At 69.1% G+C, this 24,431-nt stretch carries 24 protein-coding genes; 12 read left to right on the top strand and 12 right to left on the bottom strand.

Features of this window, described 5'->3' with window-relative positions:
- The first annotated feature begins 55 nt into the window (after positions 1–55).
- Together EV647_RS33760 and EV647_RS33755 are read left to right on the top strand one after the other, a co-directional pair.
- The gene (locus EV647_RS33760) at positions 56–1,036 is read left to right on the top strand and encodes a YafY family protein (RefSeq protein ID WP_238177523.1); all 981 of its coding nucleotides are present in this window, start codon (positions 56–58) and stop codon (positions 1,034–1,036) included.
- 57 nt (positions 1,037–1,093) lie between these two features.
- Positions 1,094–2,023: a toxin-antitoxin system, toxin component gene (locus EV647_RS33755; protein WP_134010197.1), complete on the top strand. Its 930-nt coding sequence runs from the start codon at positions 1,094–1,096 to the stop codon at positions 2,021–2,023.
- Between the two features lie 36 nt (positions 2,024–2,059).
- Here EV647_RS33755 and EV647_RS33750 read toward each other — a convergent pair whose 3' ends face one another.
- Both EV647_RS33750 and EV647_RS33745 read right to left on the bottom strand, forming a co-directional pair.
- The gene (locus EV647_RS33750; protein WP_134010195.1) at positions 2,060–2,485 is read right to left on the bottom strand and encodes a nucleoside deaminase; all 426 of its coding nucleotides are present in this window, start codon (positions 2,483–2,485) and stop codon (positions 2,060–2,062) included.
- On the bottom strand, positions 2,482–3,333 hold the full coding sequence (locus EV647_RS33745; protein ID WP_134010193.1) for an LLM class flavin-dependent oxidoreductase: 852 nt from the start codon (positions 3,331–3,333) through the stop codon (positions 2,482–2,484). Before EV647_RS33745 ends, EV647_RS33750 begins: the two co-directional genes overlap by 4 nt.
- A 93-nt stretch (positions 3,334–3,426) precedes the next feature.
- Between EV647_RS33745 and EV647_RS33740 the strand changes: the two genes are divergently transcribed.
- The 3 genes from EV647_RS33740 to EV647_RS33730 are packed head-to-tail and all read left to right on the top strand — an operon-like array spanning position 3,427 to position 5,526.
- Entirely contained in the window at positions 3,427–3,888 is a 462-nt protein-coding gene (locus tag EV647_RS33740; RefSeq protein WP_134010191.1) for an Lrp/AsnC family transcriptional regulator, read from the top strand.
- 19 nt (positions 3,889–3,907) lie between these two features.
- Positions 3,908–4,747, top strand: coding sequence for a hypothetical protein (locus EV647_RS33735; RefSeq protein WP_238177522.1), 840 nt, complete (start codon positions 3,908–3,910; stop codon positions 4,745–4,747).
- Entirely contained in the window at positions 4,744–5,526 is a 783-nt protein-coding gene (locus EV647_RS33730; RefSeq protein ID WP_134010188.1) for a sugar nucleotide-binding protein, read from the top strand. The genes EV647_RS33735 and EV647_RS33730 overlap by 4 nt, the downstream gene beginning before the upstream one ends.
- On the opposite strand, the gene EV647_RS33725 is transcribed toward EV647_RS33730, so the two are convergent.
- Positions 5,513–5,944, bottom strand: coding sequence for an OsmC family protein (locus tag EV647_RS33725; protein ID WP_134010186.1), 432 nt, complete (start codon positions 5,942–5,944; stop codon positions 5,513–5,515). The genes EV647_RS33730 and EV647_RS33725 overlap by 14 nt on opposite strands.
- 40 nt (positions 5,945–5,984) lie before the next feature.
- Positions 5,985–6,635 (bottom strand): SDR family oxidoreductase, encoded by a 651-nt coding sequence (locus EV647_RS33720; protein ID WP_134010184.1) that lies wholly within the window; start codon positions 6,633–6,635, stop codon positions 5,985–5,987.
- A gap of 17 nt (positions 6,636–6,652) precedes the next feature.
- Between EV647_RS33720 and EV647_RS33715 the strand changes: the two genes are divergently transcribed.
- Positions 6,653–7,438 carry an alpha/beta fold hydrolase gene (locus EV647_RS33715; protein WP_134010182.1) on the top strand — a complete coding sequence of 262 codons (786 nt, stop codon included), beginning with the start codon at positions 6,653–6,655 and terminating at the stop codon, positions 7,436–7,438.
- Here EV647_RS33715 and EV647_RS33710 read toward each other — a convergent pair.
- A complete protein-coding gene (locus EV647_RS33710) occupies positions 7,403–9,289 on the bottom strand; it encodes a propionyl-CoA synthetase (RefSeq protein ID WP_134010180.1) in 1,887 nt (628 codons plus the stop codon). The two genes, EV647_RS33715 and EV647_RS33710, sit on opposite strands and share 36 nt — an antisense overlap.
- 50 nt (positions 9,290–9,339) lie before the next feature.
- On the opposite strand from EV647_RS33710, the gene EV647_RS33705 reads away from it, so the two are divergent.
- Entirely contained in the window at positions 9,340–10,260 is a 921-nt protein-coding gene (locus tag EV647_RS33705; protein WP_134010178.1) for a threonine/serine dehydratase, read from the top strand.
- Here EV647_RS33705 and EV647_RS33700 read toward each other — a convergent pair.
- A complete protein-coding gene (locus tag EV647_RS33700; RefSeq protein ID WP_134010176.1) occupies positions 10,253–10,861 on the bottom strand; it encodes a rhomboid family intramembrane serine protease in 609 nt (202 codons plus the stop codon). The two genes, EV647_RS33705 and EV647_RS33700, sit on opposite strands and share 8 nt — an antisense overlap.
- A gap of 110 nt (positions 10,862–10,971) precedes the next feature.
- Between EV647_RS33700 and EV647_RS33695 the strand changes: the two genes are divergently transcribed.
- A complete protein-coding gene (locus EV647_RS33695; protein ID WP_134010174.1) occupies positions 10,972–12,171 on the top strand; it encodes a Cmx/CmrA family chloramphenicol efflux MFS transporter in 1,200 nt (399 codons plus the stop codon).
- Here the strand turns inward: EV647_RS33695 and EV647_RS33690 are convergent.
- The gene (locus EV647_RS33690; RefSeq protein WP_134010171.1) at positions 12,113–13,522 is read right to left on the bottom strand and encodes an APC family permease; all 1,410 of its coding nucleotides are present in this window, start codon (positions 13,520–13,522) and stop codon (positions 12,113–12,115) included. The two genes, EV647_RS33695 and EV647_RS33690, sit on opposite strands and share 59 nt — an antisense overlap.
- A 40-nt stretch (positions 13,523–13,562) precedes the next feature.
- Between EV647_RS33690 and EV647_RS33685 the strand changes: the two genes are divergently transcribed.
- Together EV647_RS33685 and EV647_RS33680 are read left to right on the top strand one after the other, a co-directional pair.
- Complete coding sequence (locus tag EV647_RS33685; protein ID WP_134010434.1) at positions 13,563–14,516, top strand: DUF389 domain-containing protein; 954 nt, start codon at positions 13,563–13,565, stop codon at positions 14,514–14,516.
- A gap of 156 nt (positions 14,517–14,672) precedes the next feature.
- Entirely contained in the window at positions 14,673–15,620 is a 948-nt protein-coding gene (locus tag EV647_RS33680) for a MarR family transcriptional regulator (RefSeq protein ID WP_134010169.1), read from the top strand.
- A gap of 8 nt (positions 15,621–15,628) precedes the next feature.
- On the opposite strand, the gene EV647_RS33675 is transcribed toward EV647_RS33680, so the two are convergent.
- The 4 genes from EV647_RS33675 to EV647_RS33660 form a co-directional block, all read right to left on the bottom strand.
- Entirely contained in the window at positions 15,629–16,258 is a 630-nt protein-coding gene (locus tag EV647_RS33675; RefSeq protein ID WP_134010167.1) for an HNH endonuclease family protein, read from the bottom strand.
- Between the two features lie 143 nt (positions 16,259–16,401).
- Positions 16,402–17,214, bottom strand: coding sequence for an MBL fold metallo-hydrolase (locus EV647_RS33670; RefSeq protein ID WP_134010164.1), 813 nt, complete (start codon positions 17,212–17,214; stop codon positions 16,402–16,404).
- 125 nt (positions 17,215–17,339) lie between these two features.
- Entirely contained in the window at positions 17,340–18,101 is a 762-nt protein-coding gene (locus tag EV647_RS33665; protein ID WP_134010162.1) for a YaaA family protein, read from the bottom strand.
- The gene (locus EV647_RS33660; protein WP_202876389.1) at positions 18,098–19,042 is read right to left on the bottom strand and encodes an aldo/keto reductase; all 945 of its coding nucleotides are present in this window, start codon (positions 19,040–19,042) and stop codon (positions 18,098–18,100) included. The genes EV647_RS33665 and EV647_RS33660 overlap by 4 nt, the downstream gene beginning before the upstream one ends.
- A 113-nt stretch (positions 19,043–19,155) precedes the next feature.
- Between EV647_RS33660 and pepN the strand changes: the two genes are divergently transcribed.
- Both pepN and sepH read left to right on the top strand, forming a co-directional pair.
- Positions 19,156–21,615 carry an aminopeptidase N gene (gene pepN / locus EV647_RS33655; RefSeq protein ID WP_134010160.1) on the top strand — a complete coding sequence of 820 codons (2,460 nt, stop codon included), beginning with the start codon at positions 19,156–19,158 and terminating at the stop codon, positions 21,613–21,615.
- Between the two features lie 204 nt (positions 21,616–21,819).
- The gene (gene sepH / locus EV647_RS33650; protein WP_134010158.1) at positions 21,820–23,181 is read left to right on the top strand and encodes a septation protein SepH; all 1,362 of its coding nucleotides are present in this window, start codon (positions 21,820–21,822) and stop codon (positions 23,179–23,181) included.
- Between the two features lie 48 nt (positions 23,182–23,229).
- On the opposite strand, the gene EV647_RS33645 is transcribed toward sepH, so the two are convergent.
- A complete protein-coding gene (locus EV647_RS33645; protein ID WP_238177521.1) occupies positions 23,230–24,213 on the bottom strand; it encodes a BtrH N-terminal domain-containing protein in 984 nt (327 codons plus the stop codon).
- Positions 24,214–24,431: the final 218 nt, after the last annotated feature.

Genomic DNA, 24,431 nt, shown 5'->3' with positions numbered 1-24,431 from the left:
GAAGGCCGTCCGGAACTGAGGGTAACCCGATTTAACTGCTCAGACGATGAGCGGTTTGTCTGCGACGATCGGGGTCATGCGGGCGGATCGGTTGGTGGCGGTGCTGTTGCTGATGCAGGCCCGGGGCCGGGTGACCGCGGCCGACGTCGCGGCGGAGCTGGAGATCTCGGTGGCGACCGCGCGCCGGGACCTGGAGGCGCTGTCGACGGCCGGCATCCCGGTCTATCCACAGCCGGGGCGCAACGGCGGCTGGCAGCTGGTCGGCGGTGCCCGGACCGATCTGAGCGGGCTGACGGCGACCGAGGCGCAGGCGTTGTTCCTGCTCGTCGGACCTGCGGCGTCCATCGCTCCCGACGCGAAAGCCGCCCTCCGCAAGCTTGTGCGGGCGCTGCCGGATACCTTCCGCGAGCACGCCCAGGCGGCGGCCGAGGCGGTGGTGATCGACCCCGCCCGCTGGGGCGAGCACGTGAAGGAACGGCCAGAGCTGGTACGTCGCCTGCAGGACGCCGTCGTACGCCGGGAACGTGTCCGACTGCTCTACTCGGGACGCGGCCGGGCCACGTCGGAGCGGGTGGTGGATCCGCTCGGTCTCGTGGACAAGGACGACGTCTGGTACCTGATCGCGTGGACCGAGAAGGGCCAGCGGACGTTCCGCATCGATCGGGTGGCCGGCGCCGACGCGACCGGCGAAACCTTCGAGCGGCCGGACGGGTTCGAGCTGTCGACGGCGTGGGCCGAGATCGTCGAGCGGATGGAGGAACGCCGATCGGGGCTGACGGCAACTGTCCTGATGGACGAGCGGTTCGTGTGGGTGATGCAGGACCGGCTCGGCCGCAACTGTGAGGTCGACGGGACCGACGGAGACCGGGTCCGGCTCAAGGTCACCGCGCCCACTCCGTTGATGATCGCGCAGCACCTCGCCGGTTGGGGCGGGTCGATCGAGGTCGTGGATCCGCCGTCGGTGCAGGCGGAGCTGGCGCGACTTGGCCGGGAATTGACGCGGCGCTATGCCGCGGTGGACCACCTGGATGAGTAAGGTGCCGTGGGTCAACGTGTCCCGCGACCGCCCCTCGATCAGCCTCAGGAACCATCCGTGACCACATCCCCTCCCCAGCCGCCGCAGAACCCGTACTCAGGTGAGCCGGCCGGCTACGGTCCGCCACCGCAGCAGTTCCCGCAGTACAGCGACCAGCCCGGCAAGCCTCAGCAGCCGGGTCAGCAGCCAGGTCAGCCCGGTCAGCAGCAGTACGCGGACCAGCAGTACGGCGGCCAGCACTACCAGCAGCCGGGCCAGACGTACCCGCAGGACGGCGGCCAGCAGTACCCGCCGCAGGGCCAGTACCCGGGCCCGCAGTACCAGGGCCAGCAGCAGTACCAGCAGGGCCAGTCGTACCCCCAGCAGGGCCAGGCGCCGCAGGGCCAGATGGCGTGCCGCTTCTGCGGCGGCTACCCGGCGGTCGAGGCCACCGTGCGCGGCCACCAGGGCCTGATCATCATCATGCGGTTCCTGAAGCTGCAGGGTCCGTTCTGCCGGACCTGCGGGATCGCGTCGGTGCGCGACATGACCGCGAAGAGCCTCTGGCAGGGCTGGTGGGGCATCGGGTCGTCGATCATCAACCCGATCACGATGCTGATGAACATCGGCCCCATGCAGAAGTTCAAGGGCCTTCCGGAGCCGACGCCGGGCCAGGGCCGGCCGATGGACCCGGGCAAACCGCTGTTCCAGCGCCCGGCGATCCTCGGTCTGCTGCTGCCGGTCGCGCTGATCGCGGCGATCGTGTTCGCGAACCTGAACTCGACCGAGTCGAAGGCCAAGATCGGCGCCTGTGTCGTCAACCAGGGCACGTCGGTCAAACCGGACGTGAAGGTCGTCGACTGCACCTCCTCGGAGGCCGAGTACAAGATCGTCGACAAGATCGACGACTCGACCGATGACAGCCAGTGCGGCGAGAGCGCGGAGGCGTCGTACGTCTACCAAAAGGGTTCGACGAAGTACACGCTCTGCCTGACCCCGGTGAAGTAGCGAGTGCGGGGGTCCCGGCAACGGGACCCCCAAGCCTCAGCTGTAGTACCCGTCCACCGGCACGCGCGCCTCGTCGTACAGCGCCGGCCCTTCCAGCGGTACGGCGGGGAAGCCGCCCGTCGACTTGAGTCCGTCGAGCTGCTCACCGGACAGCGCGAACACGACCTTGCCGAGGCCGGACCTCGCGAGCGCTCCCGAGCACATCCCGCACGGCTGGCAGCTCGTGTACATGGTCGTGCCGGCTGCGACCTCGGGCGACAGTTGCTGAGCCGCCCACACCGCGAGCTTCAGCTCCGGGTGGAAGCTGATGTTCCCTTCGGTGATCGTCGTGTTCCGCTCCTCGGCCAGCACGCTGCCGTCGGGGCCGACCAGCAGCGAGCCGAACGGCGGGTTCCCGTTCTTCCGTGCCTCCGCTGCGAGTTCGATCGCACGGCGCAGGAATCCTTCTGCCTCAGGTGTCACGTCGTCTCCAGTCCACTTCGTCGCGCGGCGATCGTCGCCAGCGCCTGCCAAGCCACCTCGGGCCGTTCGGTCTCGTCGGGGTCGCCGACGAACGGATCGAGTACGACGCTGTGCGCACCGAGCTCCCGCAGTACGGCGAGATCCTCCATCACCTGCTCGATCGTGCCCTCCCCCGCCACCCGATCATCGTCGCCGAGCGGCTCGTCCGTGAGCCGGAGCAGGATCCGCGGCGCGAATCCCGGCGCCGGCCGGTCCTCGGACGCCGCGACCGTCCGCAGGCGGTCCAGCCCGGACCGCAGCTCCGCCATCGTTTGCCGCAGCGGATGCCACGCGTCGCCGTACCGGACGGTCCGCCGCAAGCCCGCCGTACTCGAACCGCCGACCCAGATCGGGATCGCCCCTTCTCCGTAGTCGGCGGTATCGGCCCACGCGCGCCGCAGCTCGGCGAGCACCTCGTCCGTACGCCGACCTCGGTGCGCATGCTCCGCGCCGAGGGCCTCGAACTCCTGCCGCGCCCAGCCGACCCCGACACCGAGCACGAACCGCCCGCCGCTCAACGCGTTGAGGTTCGCCGCCATCCTTGCCACCAGCAACGGATGCCGGTACGGCGCGATCAGCACCGTCGTGCCGAGCCGGACCCGCTCGGTCATCCCGGCCAGCCAACTCAGTGTGGTGAACGGCTCGTAGAACGGCGCGGGGTACTGCTCCGCGACGTCCGGCGTGATCACCACATGGTCGGACACCATCAGCAGGTCGTACCCGAGTCCCTCGACGACGCGCGCCCAGTCCCTCAGCCGCGCCGGATTCGTCCCCGGGCCGAAGTTCGGCACGTTCACTCCAAGTTCCACGCCCTCAGGCTATCCAGGCGACGACCTGGTTCTGAAGACATTCTTCCCGGCGTACGCCGCATCAAGCCGCGAAATCACCGGTAGATTGTGCATATGACCGAGAGTCTCGATCCGACCGACTGGGCGATCCTCAACGAACTGCAGGAGGATGCCCGGCTGTCGCTGACGCAGCTTGGCAAGCGGGTCAACCTCAGCGCCTCGGCCACCACCGAGCGAGTACGCCGGCTGGAGTCGATCGGCGTGATCACCGGCTACCGCGCGGAGATCGACCTGACGAAGGTCGGCTACCCGGTGCTGGCCGTCGTACGGCTGAAGTACCCCGGTAACAAGCACGAGCCCCTGCACCGCCTGCTGGCCGAGCGGCGCGAGATCCTTGAATGCCTGCGAACCACCGGCGACGACTGCTACACGCTGAAGGTCGCGGCCGCGTCGATGCCGCACCTGGAGGAACTCGTCAACGAGCTCACCGACTTCGGCAGCACGACCACCAACCTCGTCTACTCACAGACCCAGCGCTACCGCGGCCCGCAGAAACCGGTGGCCGATCAGGGCTGAGGGTGAAACCGTTGGCCGGGTGCTGACCGTGCTGGGTGTCGACGTCTCGCCTGACCTGCTGGAGCGATGGGTTGATTGGCTAGCGCCGGACGAGCAGCCGTTCTTCGTGACGAAAAGCCAGGCGACTGCCTGGAAGTTGGCGACGGATGATCGGGAGCCGAGCCGCGAAGACCGGGACACGTACCGCACGTACGCGATCGACCGGAAGGCTGCTCGGACTGCGTGGCTGAGCGAGGCGGCGTACGGCGAATTGCCGAAGGCGACGCGGGCGAAGCTGGTCCGGGCGCAGGTGGACTACGACCGTGCGGCAGTTCCGACGGTGAGGAGATGGGCGCGGATCGTCGGCCCGGAGGTTCGGCAGCAGGCGGACGGGCATCGGTTCGTCTGGTGGAAGTCGCTGCTCCGGGAGCCGGCGCGCGTGCTGCCCGACGTCGTCAGCGAGGATCTCGGGCCGAGCCGGCACACAGAGGTCCGGACCTGGCCCGCCGAGTTGCCGCGCGTGCGCGAGTTGGCAGGCACATTCGCGGACGGCAGCGGGCCGAACTGCTTCGGCACCGTGATGGCGGCCTGCGGCACCGAAGGTGCTGAGACAGTCTGGATGCTGCGCGAGCCGTTCGAGGAATGGCTCGCGCAGCACACCGAGCGCGGCGGTAAGGACGACGTACCGGGCACGGTGTTCGTCTGGCGTGACACTGCGCGGCTGGTTCAGCATGCGGCGCTGACCATCGGGGACGGGTGGATGTTGCACAAGCCGTCGCAGTCGTGGATGTCGCCGCGGAAGGTGCGGACGCTCGCCGAGGTGAAGCGCGCCACGCGGACCGCCGGCTGGCGGCTCGAGCGTCATAGGCTGGTCGGGTGAGGTTGCTCGTCACCGGAGCCGCTGGTCTGCTCGGCCGTGAACTCCTGCGCACGGCCGACCACGAGGTTGTGCCTGCGCATCACTCGCAGATCGTGCCGGGTGGCGTGCAATTCGACGTACGGCGCCGTGACGTGGTGCGCGAGGTGATCCGCAGTGTCCGGCCGGACGGGATCATCCACACCGCCTACAAGCAGGACGACTGGGCCGCGACCGCCGATGGCGCGGTCAACGTCGCGCTGGAGGCGGACGGCGCGCGTCTCGTGTTCGTGTCCACCGATGCCGTCTTCGGTCCCCGGGAAGCGGCGTACACCGAGCACGAGTTGCCTTGCCCGATCACGCCGTACGGCGCGGCCAAGGCGGCAGCCGAGACGGCGATCTTGGCGATCAGGCCGGGCGCGGTCATCGCGCGGACGTCGATTATCGTCGGATCGGACGGTCGCTCCGGGGAGGAACAGCGCGTACGACGGTTGGCGGCCGGTGAACCTGGTGTCTTCTACACCGGCAACATTCGCTGCCCGGTGCACGTCTCCGACCTCGCGTCGGCGCTGCTCGAGTTGCTCGTCTCCGATGTCATCGGCGTCACCCACCTGGCCGGCCCTGAGGCGATCAGCCGATTCGAACTCGGGCGGCTGATCGCCCTTCGCGACGGTCTCGACCCGCAGGCGCTGCCGTCCGCGCCAGGTACACCGTCGAACATTCGGCTCGACAGCCGCGGTACCCAGGATGTGTTGCAGACCCGGCTTCGGCCGGCGAGCGAGTTCCTGCTCAGTCGGCGTTGACCGTGGTGGTGACCGGGGTGCCGAGTTCGACGGTGCGGCTGACCGTGCAGAGGCGGTCGTGGGACATCTTCACGGCGCGCGGCAGCGCCTCGCGTGCCTTGTCGCCGTCCTCGCCTTCGGGGAAGCGCACGGTGAACTCGACCGCGAGGTTCTCCATCCGGTTGCCTTCCTCGGCGTCCCGGATCTTGTCGCCATGGACGACCGCGCTGAACTCGGTCGGCTCGGCCCGGCGGCTCACCACGACATCGACGTCGATCGCCGAGCAGGTCCCGATCGCCGCGAGCAGCAGCTCGACCGGCGTGAAGTCGGTGTCCTCGCCGCCCGAGCCGATCCGGATGGTCCCGCCGCGGGCGTTCCGCACCTCGTAGCTGCTGTTCGTCAGGCGCTCGAAGGTCACCTGCCGCAGTGTGTCTGCCATGTCCCGTCACATTCTGTTGCTTGTGGCAACGTCATAAGGGTCAGAGATTCTCGAGGGCCTCAGCGACGGGTGTGTCCCCGCCGATGAGCTCGAGCGTCCGGCCGATCGAGGCCGGAGCGTCACAGAGGCCGGCCAGCACCAGCGCGACGTCGTCGCGGGTGACCCGGCCGCGACCGGTCTTGTCGGCGAGATTCACCGTGCCGGTCCCGGGATCGTCGGTCAGGCTGCCGGGCCGCAGCACCGTCCAGTCCAGGTCCCTGGCCCGCAGATCCTCCTCGGCGGCCCACTTGGCCCGGAGGTAGACCGTGAACGTCTCGTCGTCGGTCAGCGACGGGGCGAGGTCCGCGCCCATCGAGCCGACCTGGATGTGCCGCCGTACGCCGGCCTGCTCGGCAGCGTCCGCGAACAGGGCGGCCGCACCGCGGTCGACGGTGTCCTTGCGCGCGTTCCCGCTGCCCGGCCCGGCGCCCGCCGCGAAGATCGCAACGTCCGCGCCCGCGAGCACCTTGGCGACCGCGCCGACGTCGGCCTGCTCGAGATCCAGTACGGCGGCCTCACCGCCGGCTGCCGCGATGTCGGCCTCGTGGTCCGGGTTCCGCACCACCCCGACCACCTGGTGCCCGTCAGCGCTCAGCAACCGCGTCAGCCGCAACGCGATCTGCCCGTGTCCACCCGCAATCACGACTCGCATACCTGCAGACTATCTCTGTGCCCAACGCAGCAGCCATTGACGGGACGAGGATCGCCTACCAGGTTCGGGGCGTCGGGCAACCACTTCTTCTGCTCGCCGGGCAGTCCAACAACCACACCTGGTGGAATCCGGTCCGGGCGGACTTCGAAGCGCAGTACCGGACGATCACCCTGGACTGGCGAGGAACCGGCGAGAGCGACAAGCCGGACGAGGTCTACAGCACGGTCGGGTTCGCGGACGACGTGGTCGCCGTGCTCGATGACCTCGGGTTGGACAGCGCGCACGTCTACGGGACATCCATGGGCGGGCGGGTCGCGCAGTGGCTCGCGATCAACCATCCCCAGCGTGTCGACGCACTCGTCCTGGGCTGTACCTCGCCCGGCGCGGCACACGGGTACGAGCGCAGCCAGGAGATCCGCAAGGCGCTGGCCGATCCGGAGCGAACCGATCGCGTGCTGCTCGAGCTCATGTACACCCCGGCCTGGCTCGCACACGATCCAGGTCCCTACTACGTGCTCGGTGACCCGACGATGCCGCCGTACGCCAAGCGCAGGCATCTGGTTGCCAGCAACAGGCACGACGCGTGGGACGGCCTACCGTCCATCACCGCGCCGACCCTGATCCTGCACGGCACCGACGACATCTTCAGTCCGGCCGCGAACGCGCAACTGCTCGCCGACCGGATCCCGGGGGCTCGGGCCGAACTCATCACGGGTGCCCGGCACGCCTATTTCCACGAGTTCCGGTCGGTTGCGAGTCCGGCGGTCCTAGCCTTCCTGACCGCCGCGCAGGACGGGTCGTAGCGCGTCCAGGACGGTCGGGTCCTCGATTGTCGACGGGACCGGTTCGTCGCGGCCGTCGGCGATTCCGCGCATCGTTCGGCGCAGGATCTTGCCCGACCGGGTCTTCGGCAGCGCATCGACCACCGACACGTCCCGGAACGCGGCGACCGGCCCGATCTCCCGGCGTACGGCGGCCACCAGCTCGTCCCGCAGTACGTCGTCCGAGACCGTCGCGCCTGCCTTGAGTACGACGAGTGCCCGTGGCAACTGCCCCTTCAGCGCGTCGTGCACACCGATCACCGCACACTCCGCGACCGCCGGGTTGGCCGCGACGACCGCCTCGATCGAGCCCGTCGACAAGCGGTGGCCGGCCACGTTGATGACGTCGTCGGTGCGGCCCATCACGAAGATGTAGCCGTCGTCGTCGATGAACCCGCCGTCCCCGGTCAGGTAGTAGCCGTCGTACTCCTTGAGGTAGCTGTCGATGTAGCGCTGGTCGTCGCCCCACAGCGTCGGCAGGGCGCCCGGCGGCAGCGGCAGCTTGATCGCGATCGCGCCCTCCTCGTGTGCGAGCAACTCCTTGCCGTACGGGTCGAGGATCTGCACGTTCCAGCCCGGCATCGGCACGGTCGCCGAGCCCGGCTTGGTCGGCAGCGGCTCGAGTCCGCGCGGGTTGGCCGCGATCGGCCAGCCGGTCTCGGTCTGCCACCAGTGGTCGACGACCGGTACGCCGAGATGCTCGTGCGCCCAGTGATACGTCTCCGGGTCTAGCCGCTCCCCCGCCAGGAACAACGTCCGGAACCTGTCCAGCGGGTACTTCGCCAGCTCGGCCGCCTCGGGATCGACCTTCTTGATCGCGCGGATCGCGGTCGGCGCCGTGAACAACGCCTTCACGCCGTGCTCGGAGATCACCCGCCAGAACGCGCCCGCGTCCGGCGTCCCGACCGGTTTGCCTTCGTACAGGACCGTGGTCGCTCCGACCAGGAGTGGCGCGTAGACGATGTACGAGTGGCCGACGACCCAGCCGACGTCGGACGCGGTCCACCACACGTCACCCGGCCCGATGTCGTACACGTTGCGCATCGTCCAGGCGAGTGCGACCGCGTGACCGCCGTTGTCACGGACGACGCCCTTCGGACGTCCCGTCGTACCCGACGTGTAGAGGATGTAGAGCGGGTCGGTCGCTCCGACCTGCGCCGGGCCTGCCGGCTGGGTCTTCGCGGTCAGCGTGGCCCAGTCGAGATCGCGTTCGCCCAGTTCAGCGGGGGCTTGTTCGCGCTGGAAGACGACGGTGTGCTCGGGCTGGTGCGACGAGATCTTCAGCGCCTCGTCGATGATCGGCTTGTACTCGACGATCCGGGTCGGCTCGATGCCGCACGAAGCTGCGACGATCACGCGCGGCCCGGCGTCCTCGATCCGGGCGGCGAGCTCACGCGGCGCGAAGCCGCCGAACACCACCGAGTGGATCGCCCCGAGTCGCGCGCAGGCCAGCATCGCGACGACCGCCTCCGGGATCATCGGCATGTAGACGATCACCCGGTCGCCCTTGCCGACACCCAGCGACGCGAGCGCGCCCGCGAACATCGCCACCTCGTCCCGCAGTTGCGCGTAGGTGTAGGTGCGGCCGGTTCCCGTCACGGGTGAGTCGTAGATCAGGGCGGTTCGCTGCCCGTTGCCGGCTTCGACATGCCGGTCGAGCGCGTTGTACGACGTGTTCAGCGTCCCGTCCGGGAACCAGTGGTAGATCGGGGCATGTGTCGCGTCGAGCGCCCGGGTCGGTGCCTTCGTCCAGGTGATCGCCTCGGCCGCCTCGAGCCAGAACCCGTGCGGGTCGTCAAGACTGCGCCGGTAAGTCTCCTCGTACGCGCCCATCCCATGGCCTCCCGTCCGTCGGCTGTTCACCATCGTGGCAGGGTTGAGGCATGACGGTAAGCCTCGACGACGTGAAGCAGGCCGCGGAGCGCATTGCCGGGCGGGTACGACGTACGCCGGTGATCGAGGTGGCGCCGGGACTCACGTTCAAGCTGGAACTGCTCCAGCACACCGGTTCGTTCAAGCCGCGCGGCGCGTTCAATCGGCTACTCACCGCGAAGGACAGCGGCGCCCTGACCGGTCAGGGCATTGTCGCCGCGTCCGGCGGCAACCACGGGCTGGCGGCGGCCTACGCCGCCCGCGAACTCGGCGTACCGGCCCGGATCTTCGTCCCCGAGACGACACCGGCCGCGAAGCTCGGCAAGCTGCGGACCCTCGACGCGGACATCGTGCAGGTCGGATCGGAGTACGCCGAGGCGTACCAGGCGGCGCTCGCGGCGCGGGACGAGACGGATGCGCTGCTGGTGCACGCCTACGACCAGCCCGAGGTCGTCGCCGGGCAAGGCACGGTCGGCCTCGAACTGCTCGACCAGGCCGGCCTGTTCGACACGGTCCTCGTCGCGGTCGGTGGCGGCGGACTGATCGCCGGCATCGCAACCGCCATCGGCGACAACGCGCAGGTGATCAGCGTGGAACCGGCGCTCGCCCCGACCCTGCAACGGGCGCTCGAAGCCGGCGAGCCGACCGACGGAGCCGTCGGCGGAGTGGCCGCGGACTCGCTCGGTGCGCGCCGCATCGGTTCACTGGCCTTCGAGGCTGCCCAGACGTACGGCGTCCGGCCGGTGCTCGTCGACGACGAGGCGATCGTTGCTGCCCGCAAGGAGCTGTGGCGGCAGTACCACCTGGCAACCGAGCACGGTGGTGCAACGGCGTACGCCGCGCTGCTGTCGGGGGCCTACCGCCCGGCTGCCGGTGAGCGCGTGGTCGTTGTGGTCTGCGGAGCGAACACCGACCCTGCCACGCTCATTTGACGCGTTGCTGCTTGTCGTCGGCCAGGACCCAGGCCGCGAGCACACCGGCGATGCCACCGAACAGGTGACCCTGCCAGGAGATCCCGTCCTGCGGCAGCAGCCCGCCGAGCAGCGCGCTGCCCCAGACCATCACGACGATGATGCCGAGCAGCACCTGCCCGAGCCGGCGGTTGAACAGGCCGCGGAGGATCAGGTACGACGCATACCCGAAGACCAGTCCGCTGGCGCCGATCGTGATCGTGTTCGGCGGTGAGATCAGCCAGGTCCCGAACCCGCCGATCACCGTCACGATCGCGGTCACCGCGAACAGCCGGGCCGCGCCGCTGACCGCGATCAGCGCGCCGAGCGTGACCAGCGGCAGCGTGTTCGAGATCAGGTGACCGAACCCGAGATGCAGGAACGGCGCGGTCAGGATCCCGACCAGGCCGCGGGGCTCGCGGGAGATGATCCCGTACTGGTCGAGCGCGCCTTGCGTCGCGGTGTCGACGACCTCGCTGAGCCACATCAGCCCCACCAGAGCAACGAGCAGCTTCAGCCCACTCCCGATCCGGGCGGTGTCCACAGCCCGCCCGCTCCGCTTCGCCGGAGTCTGATAGCTCATACCTCAACGATGCCGCATCGGCTCAAATCTCAACCCGTGACAGGCGCGGCGACAGCGGACAGTGATCCCTGAGATACTACGAGTGGCATTCGTCGAGGTGAGGGGGAACGATGCCGGTAGCTGTCTATGTCCTCGGGCTGAGCATCTTCGCGCAGGGCACGTCCGAACTGATGCTCGCCGGACTGCTTCCGGAACTCGCCACCGATCTGCATGTCTCGATCCCCCAGGCAGGGCTGCTGATCTCCGCGTTCGCCATCGGCATGCTCGTCGGAGCCCCGGTCCTCGCGGTCGTCACGCTCACCTGGTCCCGCCGTACGGCGTTGCTCGTCTTCCTCACGATCTTCGCGCTCACCCACATCGCGGGCGCCCTGACCTCGAGCTACGCCGTACTGCTCGCCACCCGGATCGTCGGAGCCTTCGTGTACGCCGGGTTCTGGTCGGTGGCCGCGGTGACCGTAGTCGCGCTCGTACCGGCGAACGCCCGCGCACGGGCGATGAGCATTGTCACCGGCGGCCTCACGATCGCGACCATCGTCGGTCTCCCGCTCGGAACCCTCCTGGGCCAGCACCTCGGCTGGCAGTCGGCGTTCTGGACCGTGGCCGGCCTGTGCGTCCTCGCAATGGCCGGCGTGCTCGCGACCCTGCCGGCCGGTCGGCCTGACCTCGCGAGCGCACCCCGGCTCGCCGACGAGCTTCGGGTGCTCCGCAACGCACGGCTCTGGCTCGCGTTCGGTACGACGGCGTTGGCGACTGCCACGATCCTCGTCGTCTTCAGCTACCTCGCTCCGCTGCTGATCCAGACGACAGGGCTTCCGCCCGGCGCCGTTCCCGGCGTACTCGCTCTCTACGGTCTCGGCTCGTTCATCGGGATCACTCTCGGCGGCCGGTTCGCCGACGCACTCCCGTTCCACACGTTGTTCATCAGCATCACCGGGCTGCTCGTCCTGTCCGGCGTACTGGCAGTCACCGCGTCCGTCCCAGCTGTCGCGATCGCTGTGATCGCGCTGCTCGGCGGCTTCGGGTTCGCGGCGAACCCGGCGCTCAACGCCCGCGTGTTCAGCCTGGCCGGTGACGCGCCGACGCTCGCGACCGCGACGAACTTCTCCGCGTTCAACGTCGGCATCACGGCCGGTCCGTGGCTCGGCGGTCTCGCGATCGACGCCGGCGCGGGTTACCCCGCGCTCGGCTGGATCGCGGTGGTCATCGGGCTCGTGGCCCTGGGCACTGTCCTGGTCGCGGCATTCCTGCCCGTCAGTTCACCGGACCTTGCGGGTCGAGGTGCGACGGGTCGAAGTCGGCGTGCCGGTTGAACACGTACTTGTTCAGCAACCAGGTGATGATCCACAGCCCGACCCCCACGAGCATCAACCAGCCGGCGATCTTGTAGTCCGCCGACGCCCGTCCGGACAACGGGCTCGCCAGGTACACGCACAGGACGACGCCCAGCACCGGCAACGCGGTCGGCGCGCGGAAGTGTTTGTGCTCGACCCGGTCCCGCCGCAGGATCAGCACCGCGACGTTCACGATCGCGAACACGCACAGCAGCAGGAACGCCGTCGTACCACCGAGCGCCGCGAGATCGGCGTACCCGATCAGGACGAACGCGAGCAGCGTGGTGAACAGGATCGCGATGTACGGCGTACGGCGCCGGCGGAGCACCCGGCCGAGCGGACCGGGCAGGACCTGCTCGTGCGACATGCCGTACAGCAGCCGGCTGGCCATCAGCATGTTGATCAGCGCCGAGTTCGCCACCGCGAACATCGTGATCCACGCGAACAGTTCGAGCGGGAACCCGGGTGCTCCGGCCTGGACGACCTTGAGCAGCGGCGTCGCGCCCTTGTTCAGCTCGTCCGGCGAGACCAGCGCGACCGCGGAGATCGCGACCAGCACGTAGATGACGCCGGTGATGCACAGCCCGATCAGCATGATCTTCGGGAAGATCCGCACCGGGTCCTTGGTCTCCTCCGCCATGTTCACCGAGTCCTCGAACCCGACCATCGCGAAGAACGCCAGCGCGGTCGCGGCCGTCACCGCGCTGAACGGCGACTCGCCCTCGGGGACCTTGAAGTCGGTCAGCCGGGAGGTGTCGCCGTCGCCGCCGATCAGCGCCCAGGCGCCGATCCCGATCACGATCAGCAGACCGCTCAGCTCGACACAGGTGAGCACGACGTTCGCCTTGACACTCTCGCCGACCCCGCGCAGGTTCACCAGCGCGATCAGCGTCATGAAGCCGAGCGCGGTGATCATCAGCAGCGCGCCGCGGTCGGCGTCGATGTGTGCGGCGGAGAAGAAGTTGGCCGCGAACGCCTTCGACGCGCTCGACGCCGAGGTCAGGCCGGAGCACATCACCGCGAACGTGAGCAGGAACGTGAGGAAATGGATCCCGAACGCCTTGTGCGTGTAGACCGCCGCGCCACCGGCCTTCGGGTACTTCGTGACGAGCTCGAGATAGCTGGTCGCCGTCAGCAGCGCGACCACGAACGCGCACAGGAACGGCAGCCAGACCGCGCCGCCGACCTCACCGGCGACCTTGCCGGTCAGCGCGTACACACCGGTCCCGAGGATGTCCCCGACGACGAACAGCAGGAGCAGTCCGGGGCCCATGACCCGCTTCAGCTCAGGACGCTCACCAGATTGCACTACTGCGGCGGAATCACTCATGAAGGCTCCCCGGAGTCGATCTGACAGCATGTGGCCCGTGATGCACCTTCGACTCATCGTCCCATCGGACCGCAGCGAGCGCGTCCTGAACACGCTCGTCGCCGACCCACGAGTCACCAGCATCGTCCGGCTTCCCGGCGCCGCCCGCCGCCCCGAAGGCGACGTCGTCGAGTGCGACGTGACCCGCGAAGCCACCTCCGACATCCTCACCTGGCTCAAGGCACAGGGCCTGTACGACGAGGGCTCCGTGGCGCTGGCCTCCGTGGACGCGGCGCCGTCGCGGAACGCCCAGGCCGCGGAGAAGGCGGCGCCGGGCGCGCCTGACGACGCGGTCATCTGGGACGCCGTCGTGGACCAGGCGTACAACGAGGCCGGCGGGTCCTGGGTGTACTACGCGTTCCTCACGCTGGCGACCATGATCGCCTCGGTCGCCGTGATCACCGACTCCGCGATCCTCGTCGTCGGCGCCATGGTGGTCGGTCCGGAGTTCGGCGTCGTCGCTGCTCTGGCCGTCGGCATCTTCCTGCGCAAGGGCGGTCTGACCCAGCGGTCGTTGTCGCTGCTGGTGAAGGGTTTCGTGCTCGCGATCGCACTGACAGCACTCACGGCGTTGCTGGCCCGCGCGGTCGGCTGGGTCGACGTCAGTGACGTCACGGCGGCGCGGCCGCTCACCGGCTTCATCTGGCGACCTGACAGGTGGTCCGCGGTGGTCGCCGTACTCGCTGGGTGCGCCGGCGTGTTGTCGCAGACCGCCGGCCGTGGCAACGCGCTGGTCGGTGTGTTCATCTCCGTCACGACGGTCCCCGCCGCGGGCGACCTCGCGCTGTCGGTCGCCCTGTGGGCACCGCACCAGATCGGCGGGTCCGCGGCCCAGCTCGGCATCAACCTCGCCGGAATGACCGCCGCCGGCGTCGTCACCTTGATGCTGCAGCGACTGATCTGGCGCAGCTACCTGAAGGTGAAGCGAAGGACGGGCGCGCGCGTTGAGGCTTGACCAGACGTCCCCTGTCCGATCCGCGCGCGCCCGGCACCGTCAGACATACCCCACCTGAGGGGTCCCCGCACCTGCGAGTGTGCTGACGTATCCCGGACATGGCGCGAAGTAGCCAAACCGGTCGAGTCCGTCCACGGGACGAGATAGCCTGATCGGATGCTGGAGTCGGTGGGGGTGGAGCCGTCCGATGAGGAGGCGTACCGGGCGTTGCTGTCGGCCCCGGGCTGCGGCGTCCGCGAGCTCGCCGACCGGCTCGGCCGCGACGAGCAGGAGGTCGTCGCGACGATCGGCCGGCTCGAGAAGCTCGGCCTGCTGACCAGCACCTCCGACGACCCGGTCCGCCTGCTCCCGACCCGTCCGGACGTCGCGGTCGACGCGTTGGTCGCCGTACGCCGGGCCGAGCTCGATCGGGTGCGCGCCGAGGCCCGGGTGCTGCTGTCCGAGCTGAGCACGCAGGAGCAGTACCGGCCGGAGAACCTGGTCGAGGTGATCGTCGGCCAGGAGGCGATCGCCGCCCGGTTCGCGCAGCTGCTCAACGGGACCGATCACCAGCTGCTCGTCCTCGACCGGCCGCCGTACGCCGCGCGGGCCTCCGAATCGGACAGCACCGTACGCGGGCTGCTCGGCGACGGGGTCGTCGTCCACGGCATCTACTCCCCCGACTCGCTCGACATCCCGGGCGGCGTCGACGAGGCGTACAGCGCGGCCGATGCCGGCGAGACGTCGCGGGTGCATCCGCAGGTGCCGATGAAGCTGGCCGTGTTCGACCGGAAGATCGCGCTCCTGCCGCTGTCGGTGGACCAGTTGGTCGACAGCGCACTCGTCGTACATCCCTGCGCGTTGCTGGACGCGTTGATCGAGATGTTCTGGCTGCTGTGGGACCAGGCCGTACCCGTCGTCCCGGCCGCCAAGGCCGACCCGACCGACGCGCGGCTGATGACGTTGCTGGCGGCCGGGTTCAAGGACGACGCGATCGCGCGGCAGCTCGCGCTGAGCAGCCGGACCGTCGGCCGCCGGGTGGCCGAGCTGATGGAGACGCTGGGTGCGCGGACCCGGTTCCAGGCCGGCATCCAGGCCCAGCGCCGCCACCTACTCGAGGACTAGCCAGGATTTCAGCAGGTGCCGAGCATCTGTGTGAGGGCAGTCTTCTCGGCGGACTGTAGCGACAGCTTGTAGGTGTACTTCACCCAGATCCACTCGCGGGCGTAGATGCAGTGCACCGAGGTGTTCGGCGGCTTCCACTCCGACGGGTCCTTGTCACCCTTCGAGCGGTTGCTCGACGCGGTCACCGCGATCAGCTGCGAGATGGTCAGGTTGTTCGCGAATTCCTGACGTTTGGCCTGGGTCCACGCGCTCGCGCCGGACTTCCATGCCTCGGACAACGGCACGATGTGGTCGATGTCGACGTCCGAGGAGTCGTTCACCCAGGTCGAGTCGTACACGCTGTACCAGCGGCCGGCGGTCGGCTGGCAGCTGCTGTCCACGGTCACTCCGGAGCCGTCGCGCTTCAGCACCTGTTCGCGGGTGTCGCACGTGCCGGACTGGATGATCCAGTGCGGGAACTTGTCCCGGCTGTAGCCGTCGCTGGAACCCTCCGTCTTCACGGTCAGGCTCGCCAGCTGGGTCGCGGCGGTGCTCGCCGACGGCGGGGTCGGCGGGTACGCCGGCGCCGGTCCGGCGCTCAGCGTCCACGCGGTCGCGGCCGCCGCCACTGTTGTCGCTAATGCGGTCGTACGTCGCATCGGTCAGGCCTCCGAGGGTTAGGGCGGATCCCCCCTGACGTTGCTGCCCTTCAGCCTTCCCCGATCACGCACCGTAGGAAACCACTCACCAGTTACAGTCGCGTGAACGTAGGACGCTGCCCATGCGACGGTTCGTGTCCCGCTCAGGTCGCGGCTTGGACCGGCTCGAAGCCGGCGAGCATCTCCTCCAAGGCGTGCTGGTCCGGTCCGACGAACGCATCGGCCTGCGGCGCCGTCTCGAGCAGATCCAGGAAGTTCGTGGTGTGCCCCGGAGCCGGCGGCAGGTGGCTGCTCAGAATGACGTCCGGGTTCATCTCCCGCAACGGCTGGACAGTACGCCGGAACGCTTCCTGGTCGACGTTGTGCACCCACGGGCTGTCGAGCGTCGCCCACAGCAACTGCCCGCCACGCAGCGCGTCCCGCGGGGCATCGCTGACATCGCCGCAGTCGGCGAGCTCCGAGGTCGGCATCGGCGCTCCGAAGCAATCGGAGCTGAAGCAGGCCCGCGAGCGGTCGTCGTAGAAGCCTACGGTCGCCGGGCTGTCGTACAGCGGCGGCCGGAAGGCGGTCACGGTGCGGTCGCCCAGCGACAGCGACTGGCCGGGGTTCAGCAGGTACAGCCGGTCCATGGGCAGCGGCCGCTCGGTCGACATGATGCCGGCGCCGACGAACGTCGTGATCAGGCGTGCCTGCGGTGCCGCTTCCAGCAGGTCGAACAACGAGCCGGTGTGATCGCGGTCCGGATGGGTCAGCCAGATCCACCGCACATCGCCCGGATCGACCACCGAGCCGAGCGCGTCCATGAAGCCACGGCCGGGCAGGCTCAACCCGGTGTCGACCACCAGCGGTTCGGCCGCGAGCAGCACGAACGCGTTGACGGGCAGGAAGCCGATGCCCGGCACCGGCAGTTGGTCACTGAGCACGCTGATGTCAGCGCCGACACGATTGATCCGCATGATTCCCCCTGTGGAGTGCCGCCGTCACCCACGGCGAGCGGCCCCGGACCTGGTCCTCTTCGGAGCGTCCGCCGCGATCCGGACCGTGTCAAGCGCAGGAGCGAAGGAGATGCCGAAGGCAAGGATCAGTCGTGTTCGACGACGGTCAGCGTCCAGCCGGTCGAGGCGCGGTCCAGCTCGGCGTTCCACCGCTCACTGATCAGCTTGTGGAGCGACTTCGGCGTTCCCGGATCCTTGCCGGACTCGAGCAGGTACCGCGCGACCAGGCCGCGGGTGTGCTTCGCGTTGTGCGAGACGACCGACCGCACACCATCGCGTTCCCGCACCACATTCACCGACACCCACTTGTCCGCCTGGTCGCCGGACGGCCGCCACGCCGCGACGTACGTCGAGGACCGGCAGTCCACGATCACACCGTCGACGCCGGCCAGCGCGGCGTTCAGCGGGTCGCGCCATACCGACGCCAGCGGTCCGTGGCCCGGCAGCGTCGTACCCATCGACAGCCGGTACGGCGGGACCCGGTCGGCGGGCCGCAGCGCGCCCCAGGCCGCCGAGATGACGAGCAGGCGATTCGCGGCGCGGCGCTTCGTGCCCGCGGAGAGCGTGGAGTAGCTGAGGGCGTCGTACAGGACGCCTGAGTACAGCTCGGAGACCGGCACGGACGGTTCGGCGCGCCACCGGGTGTTCCGCTCGACCTCGTCACGCAGCGAGGCGCCGACCTCCAGTACGTCGTGTGCGTCGGCCGAGGCGGAGACCTTCGCCAGCGTCTCGAGCACCTGCTCGCGCACCGGGTTCAGCTCCGGGAACGACAACGTGCCGAAGTCGACAGCACGACCACGCGACCGCCCGGTTTTTCCTTCGGACGGCGGCAGAAGTATTAGGGTCACGTCAGATCGTCCAACGCTGCCAGGTCGGCGGGGGTCGGGTCCCAGCGGCCGGCTGCGACGTTCTGGGTGACCTGCTCGGGTGTGGTGGCGCCGGCGATCACCGAGGCGACCGCGGGCTGCGCCGCGAGGCCGCCGATCGCGACGTCGATCATCGTCAGGTCGCGTTCGGCCGCGAACGTCTCGAGCGCCTCGAGCTTGTCGAAGTCCGCCTGCGCCAGCCGGTCGGGCTGCGTCGCGAGCCGGGAGCCGTCGGGCGCCGCCGCACCACGCTGGTACTTGCCGGAGAGCAGACCGGAGGCGAGCGGGAAGAACGGCAGGATGCCGAGCCCGAGATGCTCACAGGCCGGGACCAGTTCGTCCTCGACGTCGCGCTCGAGCAGCGAGTACTGGTTCTGCGCGCTGATGAAGTGCTCCAGGCCGTTCGACCGGGCGGTCCAGTCCGCGTCGACCACCTGCCAGGCCGCGAACTGCGAGCTGCCGATGTACCTGACCTTGCCCTCGGCAACCAGTTCGGACAGCGCCGCCAGGGTCTCCTCGATCGGCGTCACCGGGTCCGGGAAGTGCAGCTGGTAGAGATCGATCCAGTCGGTGCCGAGCCGCTGCAGGCTCGACTCGACCGCCTTGCGGATGTACCGGCGGGAGCCGCGCACGCCCCAGTCAGGCCCGTTCACCCCGCCCAGGTCACCACCGAACTTGGTCGCGATCACGACCTCGTCGCGGCGCGCACCGAGCGCCTTGCCGAGCAGTTCCTCGCTGAACCCGTGCTCGCCGCGATAGATGTCCGCGGTGTCGAACAACGTGATCCCCGCGTCGACCGCGGCGTTCACCACCGCGTCCGTCCGGCCCGCATCGAGCCGCCGCCCGAAGTTGTTGCACCCCAGTCCGACAACGCTGACAGTGAGACCAGAGTCGCCCAGCTGCCGGTACTCCATATCACTCATCCACACCCTACGCTTCGCTCCGGGCGCGGCTGAGTGCTTGCCGCGCTGTGTTGAATGATGAACTCGCTTCGCTCCTTCATAGCTCAGCCTAGTCTCGGCATACAGTGGCCCTCATGCCGAGTCTCACCGTCGACGGCGCCCGCACTCGGGCCGCCGCGCTTTCCGTCCAGTCGTACGACGTCGACCTCGACCTCACCCAGGGCGAGCGGACGTTCGGGTCCACCACGACGATCAGGTTCACCGCCTCGGAGTCGTCGAGTTGGGTGGACGTGAAACCCGACGAGCTGATCTCCGTGACCCTCAACGGTACGGCGGTCGACGTGGCCGGACTGAGCGACGGGCGGCTCGAGCTGACCGGCCTGCAGCCGGAGAACGAACTCGTCGTGGTCGCCTCGATGCTGTACTCGCACGACGGTGAAGGCCTGCACCGTGCGGTCGACGCCGCCGACGGTCTCGCCTACACGTACGCGATGTCGTTCCTCGACGCCGGCCCGCGGATCTTCGCGTGCTTCGACCAGCCCGACCTCAAGGCGCCGTACCGATTCAAGGTGACGGCTCCGGAAGAGTGGCTGGTGCTCGGCAACGGCGCGGCGACACAGGTCTCCCCCGGTCGCTGGGAGCTGGCCGAGACCAAGCCGCTGTCGACGTACTTCGTCACCGTGGTCGCCGGGCCGTACCACCAGATCACCGACTCGCACGACGGCATCGCGCTCAGCGTCGTCTCGCGGCAGTCGCTGAAGGACGCGCTCGAGCGGGAGGCCGCGGACATCTTCGACGTCACCAAGCAGTCCTTCGACACGTACCACCGGATGTTCGGGTACCGGTACCCGTTCGGCGACTACCACCAGGCGTTCGTCCCGGAGTTCAACGCCGGCGCGATGGAGAACCCGGGCTGCGTGACGTTCCGGGACCAGATGGTGTTCCGCTCGGCGGTCACCGAGGGCGAGCGCAGTCAGCGGGCCCGGACCATCGTGCACGAGATGGCGCACCAGTGGTTCGGCGACACCGTGACGATGAAGTGGTGGAACGACCTCTGGCTGAACGAGTCGTTCGCGGAGTACATGGCGCACCGGGTGTCGACCGAGGCGACCCGGTACACCGACAACTGGATCGACTTCGCCTACATGCGCAAGTGGTGGGGGCTGCAGGCCGACCAGCGGTCCTCGACCCACCCGGTCGCGGCCGACGCGGTCAAGGACGCACTCGCGTCGCTCGACGACTTCGACGGCATCTCCTACGCGAAGGGCGCGGCGGTCCTCAAGCAGCTGGCGGCGTACCTCGGTGACGACGTGTTCCTGGCCGGCGTCAACGCGCACATCGTCGCCAACGAGTTCGGCAACGCGACGTTCGCCGACCTGGTCGCGAAGTGGACCGAGGCCGGCGCGGTCGGTCTGGACGGCTGGGCGCAGGCCTGGCTGCGGACGCCGGGCGTCGACACGATCAGCGTCGCCCGGACCGCCACCGGTATCAAGCTGCACCGCAAGGCACCCGTGGCCTACCCGGCGACGCGGCCGCACAAGCTGACCGTCGGCGGGTACGACGCGGAGGGCCGCCGTACGACGGTCGACGTACTGATCGACGCCGACGAGGTGGACGTCGACCTGGACCCGTCCCTCGCGGTCGTGATCCCGGACGCCGGTGACGACAGCTGGGCGAAGATCCGGCTGGACTCCGTGAGCCTGGACAACCTCGCGGCGCTGCTGCCGAAGATCGACGACGGTGTGACGCGCGCCGTCATCCTGAACAGCGTGCGGGACGCCGTCGCCGACGGCGAGCTGGACCCGAGGATCGGGTTCGACGTCGTCCTCGGGATGCTGCCGACCGAGACCAGCGACATCGCGGTCGGGACGCTGCTCAACTGGTCGAACACCCACCTGCTCGGCGTCTACCTGCCGTACGAGCCGTACCGCGGGCAGCTGGCCGACGTACTGCGTGCGCGCCTGGACACTGTCGAAGCCGGAAGCAGCGTGCAACTGTCGGTCGCCCGCGGATTCGCGCGGTTCACCGACGACGTCGACCGGTTGCGGGGCTGGCTCGCCGGCGACTCTGCTTTTCCTGTACCTGAGGGCGTCACGATGGACGCCGACCTGCGATGGATCGTGACGCTGCAGCTGGCTCGCCTCGGCGCGATCGGCGAGGCCGAGATCGCCGCCGAGCTCGCACGGGACTCGTCATCCGAGGGCATCGTCCACGCCACCCGCTGCCGCGCTGCGCTGCCGACGGCGGCCGCGAAGGAGCGGGCGTGGGCGCAGATCACCACCGACGCCGACATCGCGAACTACGAGCTGTACGCCGCGTGCGAAGGGTTCTGGCACCCGACGCAGGCCGAGCTCACCGCGCCGTACGTCGACCGGTACTTCGCGGAGATTCCCGGCACCGAGAAGCTCCGTTCCGGCTGGGTCGTGGCAACCAGCGCGAAGCTCGCGTTCCCCAGGTACGCGGTCGAGCCGCGGGTCGTCGACCGGGCCGCCGACCTGATCGCGGACGAGTCCGTCGCGGCCGGCATCCGGCGATCCGTCGGCGACAGCGCGGACGACCTGAAGCGTGCACTTGCGGTGCGATCCGCCTTCTGAGTGGGCTGCAGAGCCGACGAGTGGTTAGCAGTCACACCGTGTTGTGACTAATGTGACTGGTGTGATCAGGAGGACCTTGGTGACCAGGCAAGATGTGGATTCGTGACGTAACCTCCACAATGACCGCGCGGCACGGCGCGCCGGTCTTGGTCAGGCCCAGCGTCCGGGAGAGACTGTCTAGAACCGCACAGGAGAACAAGGTCAATGCGCGAGGCGAGGCTCGTCGGTCTGAGCGAGGATGGGAAACAGCTCATCCTGGCGATGGCAGAGACGGGTGAGGAGTTCGCCGTACCGGTCGACGACCGGTTGCGTGCGGCCCTCCGCGGCGACCGTGCCCGACTCGGCCAGCTGGAGATTCAAATGGAGAGCGCGCTGCGCCCACGAGACATCCAGGCTCGTATCCGCGCCGGCGAAAGTCCCGAGGCGGTTGCTGCGATCGCCCAGATGCCGATGGAACGCGTCATGGCGTTCGCCGGCCCCGTTCTGGCCGAGCGGGACCACATCGCCAGCCTTGCGCAGCGGGCCTCCGTCCGTCGTCGCGGTGGCGGTGACGCACCCACGCGGAACCTCGGCGCCTGGGTCACCGACCGGCTGCGGACGCGGCAGGTCGACCCGGCCTCGGCCGAGTGGGACGCGTGGCGGCGCGAGGACGGCCGCTGGGCGGTCCGGGTGTCGTACTTCGTCGAGTCCGAGGACAGTGCCGATTCTGGGGCGGAGCCGAAGGACGAGAAGATCGCGATGTTCGCGTACGACGCCCCCGGGCGGTACGCGGTGCCCGACGACGACGAGGCGCGATGGCTCGTCGGCGAGCAGGCGCAGGTGACGACCACGACGCCCGTGCAGCCGCAGCCCGGTGAGCGACGGCTGACCGCGGTCGCGGACATCGACCCGCTGATCGCCCCCGACCACGGCGCGGACAGCTACGAGGCAGGCTTCGAGGACACCGTCGGCCTCCGTCGCCGAAACCACCCTGCCCCCCGCGGCAGCGGGAGTGACGCAGCCGGCGACGGCCGCGAGTTCGGCCTGCAGTCCCGCGACAGCGGACGTGATGCTCGTGATGGTGGGCGTGACTATCCGCGTGAGGTTGCGCGGGAGGGTTCGCGGGACGCGGATCGGGGTCCGCGGCGGGTGCACTCGGTGCCGAACCCGGACGAGGAGCCGACGCTGATCGACGTACCGGTCGACCAGCCCCCGGCCCCGCGCCCCGCCGTACGCGCCGTCGAGCGCCCAGCCGATCCACCCGCCTTCGCCTCCCCCGCCACCCCGGACGACCACCCCGAGGCTGCTCGCCCGGAGCGCCCGGAACCAGCACCCCGACCAGCAGCCCGTACGTCGGAAGCCCGCCGCCCGGACCCTGTCCGCGAGCCGGCATCCCCCGAGCCGCCGACCACTCCCGAGCAGACCCCGGCAGCCACCGCGCAGCCGGACCTGCCCGACAGCAACGAGACCACCCAGCCCGCAACCGACGACACCACGGCCGAGCCCAAGAAGAAGCCCGCCCGTCGAGGCAAGCGCGCCAGCGTCCCCAGCTGGGACGAGATCATGTTCGGCAAGAAAGCCGACTGAACCTGCAGTCCAGTAGCTTCGCGGACCGCGCCCACCGACCTCGACTGCTCAGGCACTCAGGCGGCTGAGTGCCTGCATGGCGTCGTACTCGATCCGGGCGAGCTCGCCGAGGCCCGCGCTTGCCTTGACCAGGTACTGCGCATCTCCTGACCTGCCCGCTGTCGCGATCAGTGCCGCGACCTCGGTCCACAAGGCGGCCGCTTCGCCGTACAGCCGGTGCCCGGTGCGCAGCTCAGTGCTGTCGAGCAGTTGCGTGCATTCGCCGAGGAAGTCGCTGTAGAGGTTGCGGAACAGCGCGCCACCAGTGCCGGCCTTCTCCATCAGGAGCGCGGCCTGTGGCAGATCCCGTTGCGGATTGTCGGTCCGCTCGAGCCACCGGCGTACCTGCTTGCCGGCCTTCGCGATGCCTCGGTGACCGAGGTTGGCGATGGGCGGGTGGAGGAACGCGTCGGCGCATGTGCTGATGGCGGGAACGACCTGCGCCGCCAGTGAAGGCAGCTGTTGGGGAGCGGTGACGGTGAAGGACCGGTGCTTGGCTGTCATCGGGCCTCGCGCCGCCCTCGCCTCGGCGAGGCTGGTCAGGGTGGTTGACACCGCTCCGCCTTGCTGGTCGGTGTCGACCAGGTACGCGTCGTGGTCGTCGTAGCCGTACATCGCAACCACATGACCGCCGAAGTGCACCTTCGAGCTGAAGTAGTCCAGGTAGTAGCTGTCCAGCTGCAGTCCGACCGGGCGGCCGGCGTCGATCGAGGCCGCGACGCTCTCCCAGGCCCTCCTCGGCGAGGTGGTCTCCTGGACCAGAAGCTCCAGCTCGAGTGTCCTGGCCAGGTTCCTGGTGAGCTCGAACGGCTTCACCCGTCCTCCGAGGAAGGGAAAGCCCATGCTCTTGCTGTCCCAATAGATGAAGGACAGACCGGAGCCGAGTCCGAAGAGCATGGCCTCGGACAGCTCCACTCCTTCGTCGCGGAGCAGCACACCCAGGGTTGTCGTCTCGCAGTGCTCGCCGCCTCGGGTCTCGATATCTGTTCGCACCCCCGCATGATGGACCCTCCGGCAGCGGGAGGGTCGAGCCCCCTCGCTGACACATCACGGACAGTTGTCCCACATCGCGGATGGTGTTTGGTGGTGGACCCCGGGTGCTGTCATGATCTTCGGCATGCAGATGCTGTGTTGTTGCTGTTGTCGCTGACGCGCGCCGGCTCCCGGCGCACGAGGCCCTGACCTTTCCGTGGCCCGCCCGCCGACACACA

Source organism: Kribbella sp. VKM Ac-2566, assembly GCF_004366005.1.
Classification (GTDB): Bacteria; Actinomycetota; Actinomycetes; order Propionibacteriales; family Kribbellaceae; genus Kribbella; species Kribbella pratensis.
Note: the sequence above shows the minus strand (reverse complement) of the source record. Positions and strands in the feature narration are given on the sequence as shown.

Bases quoted from the DNA above. Each gene is read 5' to 3' on its own strand.
- EV647_RS33740 (WP_134010191.1), top strand. From the start codon at position 3,427: ATGACCGAGAGTCTCGATCCGACCGACTGGGCGATCCTCAACGAACTG.
- EV647_RS33725 (WP_134010186.1), bottom strand. From the start codon at position 5,944: ATGGCAGACACACTGCGGCAGGTGACCTTCGAGCGCCTGACGAACAGC.
- EV647_RS33720 (WP_134010184.1), bottom strand. From the start codon at position 6,635: ATGCGAGTCGTGATTGCGGGTGGACACGGGCAGATCGCGTTGCGGCTG.
- EV647_RS33710 (WP_134010180.1), bottom strand. From the start codon at position 9,289: ATGGGCGCGTACGAGGAGACTTACCGGCGCAGTCTTGACGACCCGCAC.
- EV647_RS33705 (WP_134010178.1), top strand. From the start codon at position 9,340: ATGACGGTAAGCCTCGACGACGTGAAGCAGGCCGCGGAGCGCATTGCC.
- EV647_RS33700 (WP_134010176.1), bottom strand. From the start codon at position 10,861: ATGAGCTATCAGACTCCGGCGAAGCGGAGCGGGCGGGCTGTGGACACC.
- EV647_RS33695 (WP_134010174.1), top strand. From the start codon at position 10,972: ATGCCGGTAGCTGTCTATGTCCTCGGGCTGAGCATCTTCGCGCAGGGC.
- EV647_RS33690 (WP_134010171.1), bottom strand. From the start codon at position 13,522: ATGAGTGATTCCGCCGCAGTAGTGCAATCTGGTGAGCGTCCTGAGCTG.
- EV647_RS33685 (WP_134010434.1), top strand. From the start codon at position 13,563: ATGCACCTTCGACTCATCGTCCCATCGGACCGCAGCGAGCGCGTCCTG.
- EV647_RS33680 (WP_134010169.1), top strand. From the start codon at position 14,673: ATGCTGGAGTCGGTGGGGGTGGAGCCGTCCGATGAGGAGGCGTACCGG.
- EV647_RS33675 (WP_134010167.1), bottom strand. From the start codon at position 16,258: ATGCGACGTACGACCGCATTAGCGACAACAGTGGCGGCGGCCGCGACC.
- EV647_RS33670 (WP_134010164.1), bottom strand. From the start codon at position 17,214: ATGCGGATCAATCGTGTCGGCGCTGACATCAGCGTGCTCAGTGACCAA.
- EV647_RS33660 (WP_202876389.1), bottom strand. From the start codon at position 19,042: ATGAGTGATATGGAGTACCGGCAGCTGGGCGACTCTGGTCTCACTGTC.
- pepN (WP_134010160.1), top strand. From the start codon at position 19,156: ATGCCGAGTCTCACCGTCGACGGCGCCCGCACTCGGGCCGCCGCGCTT.
- sepH (WP_134010158.1), top strand. From the start codon at position 21,820: ATGCGCGAGGCGAGGCTCGTCGGTCTGAGCGAGGATGGGAAACAGCTC.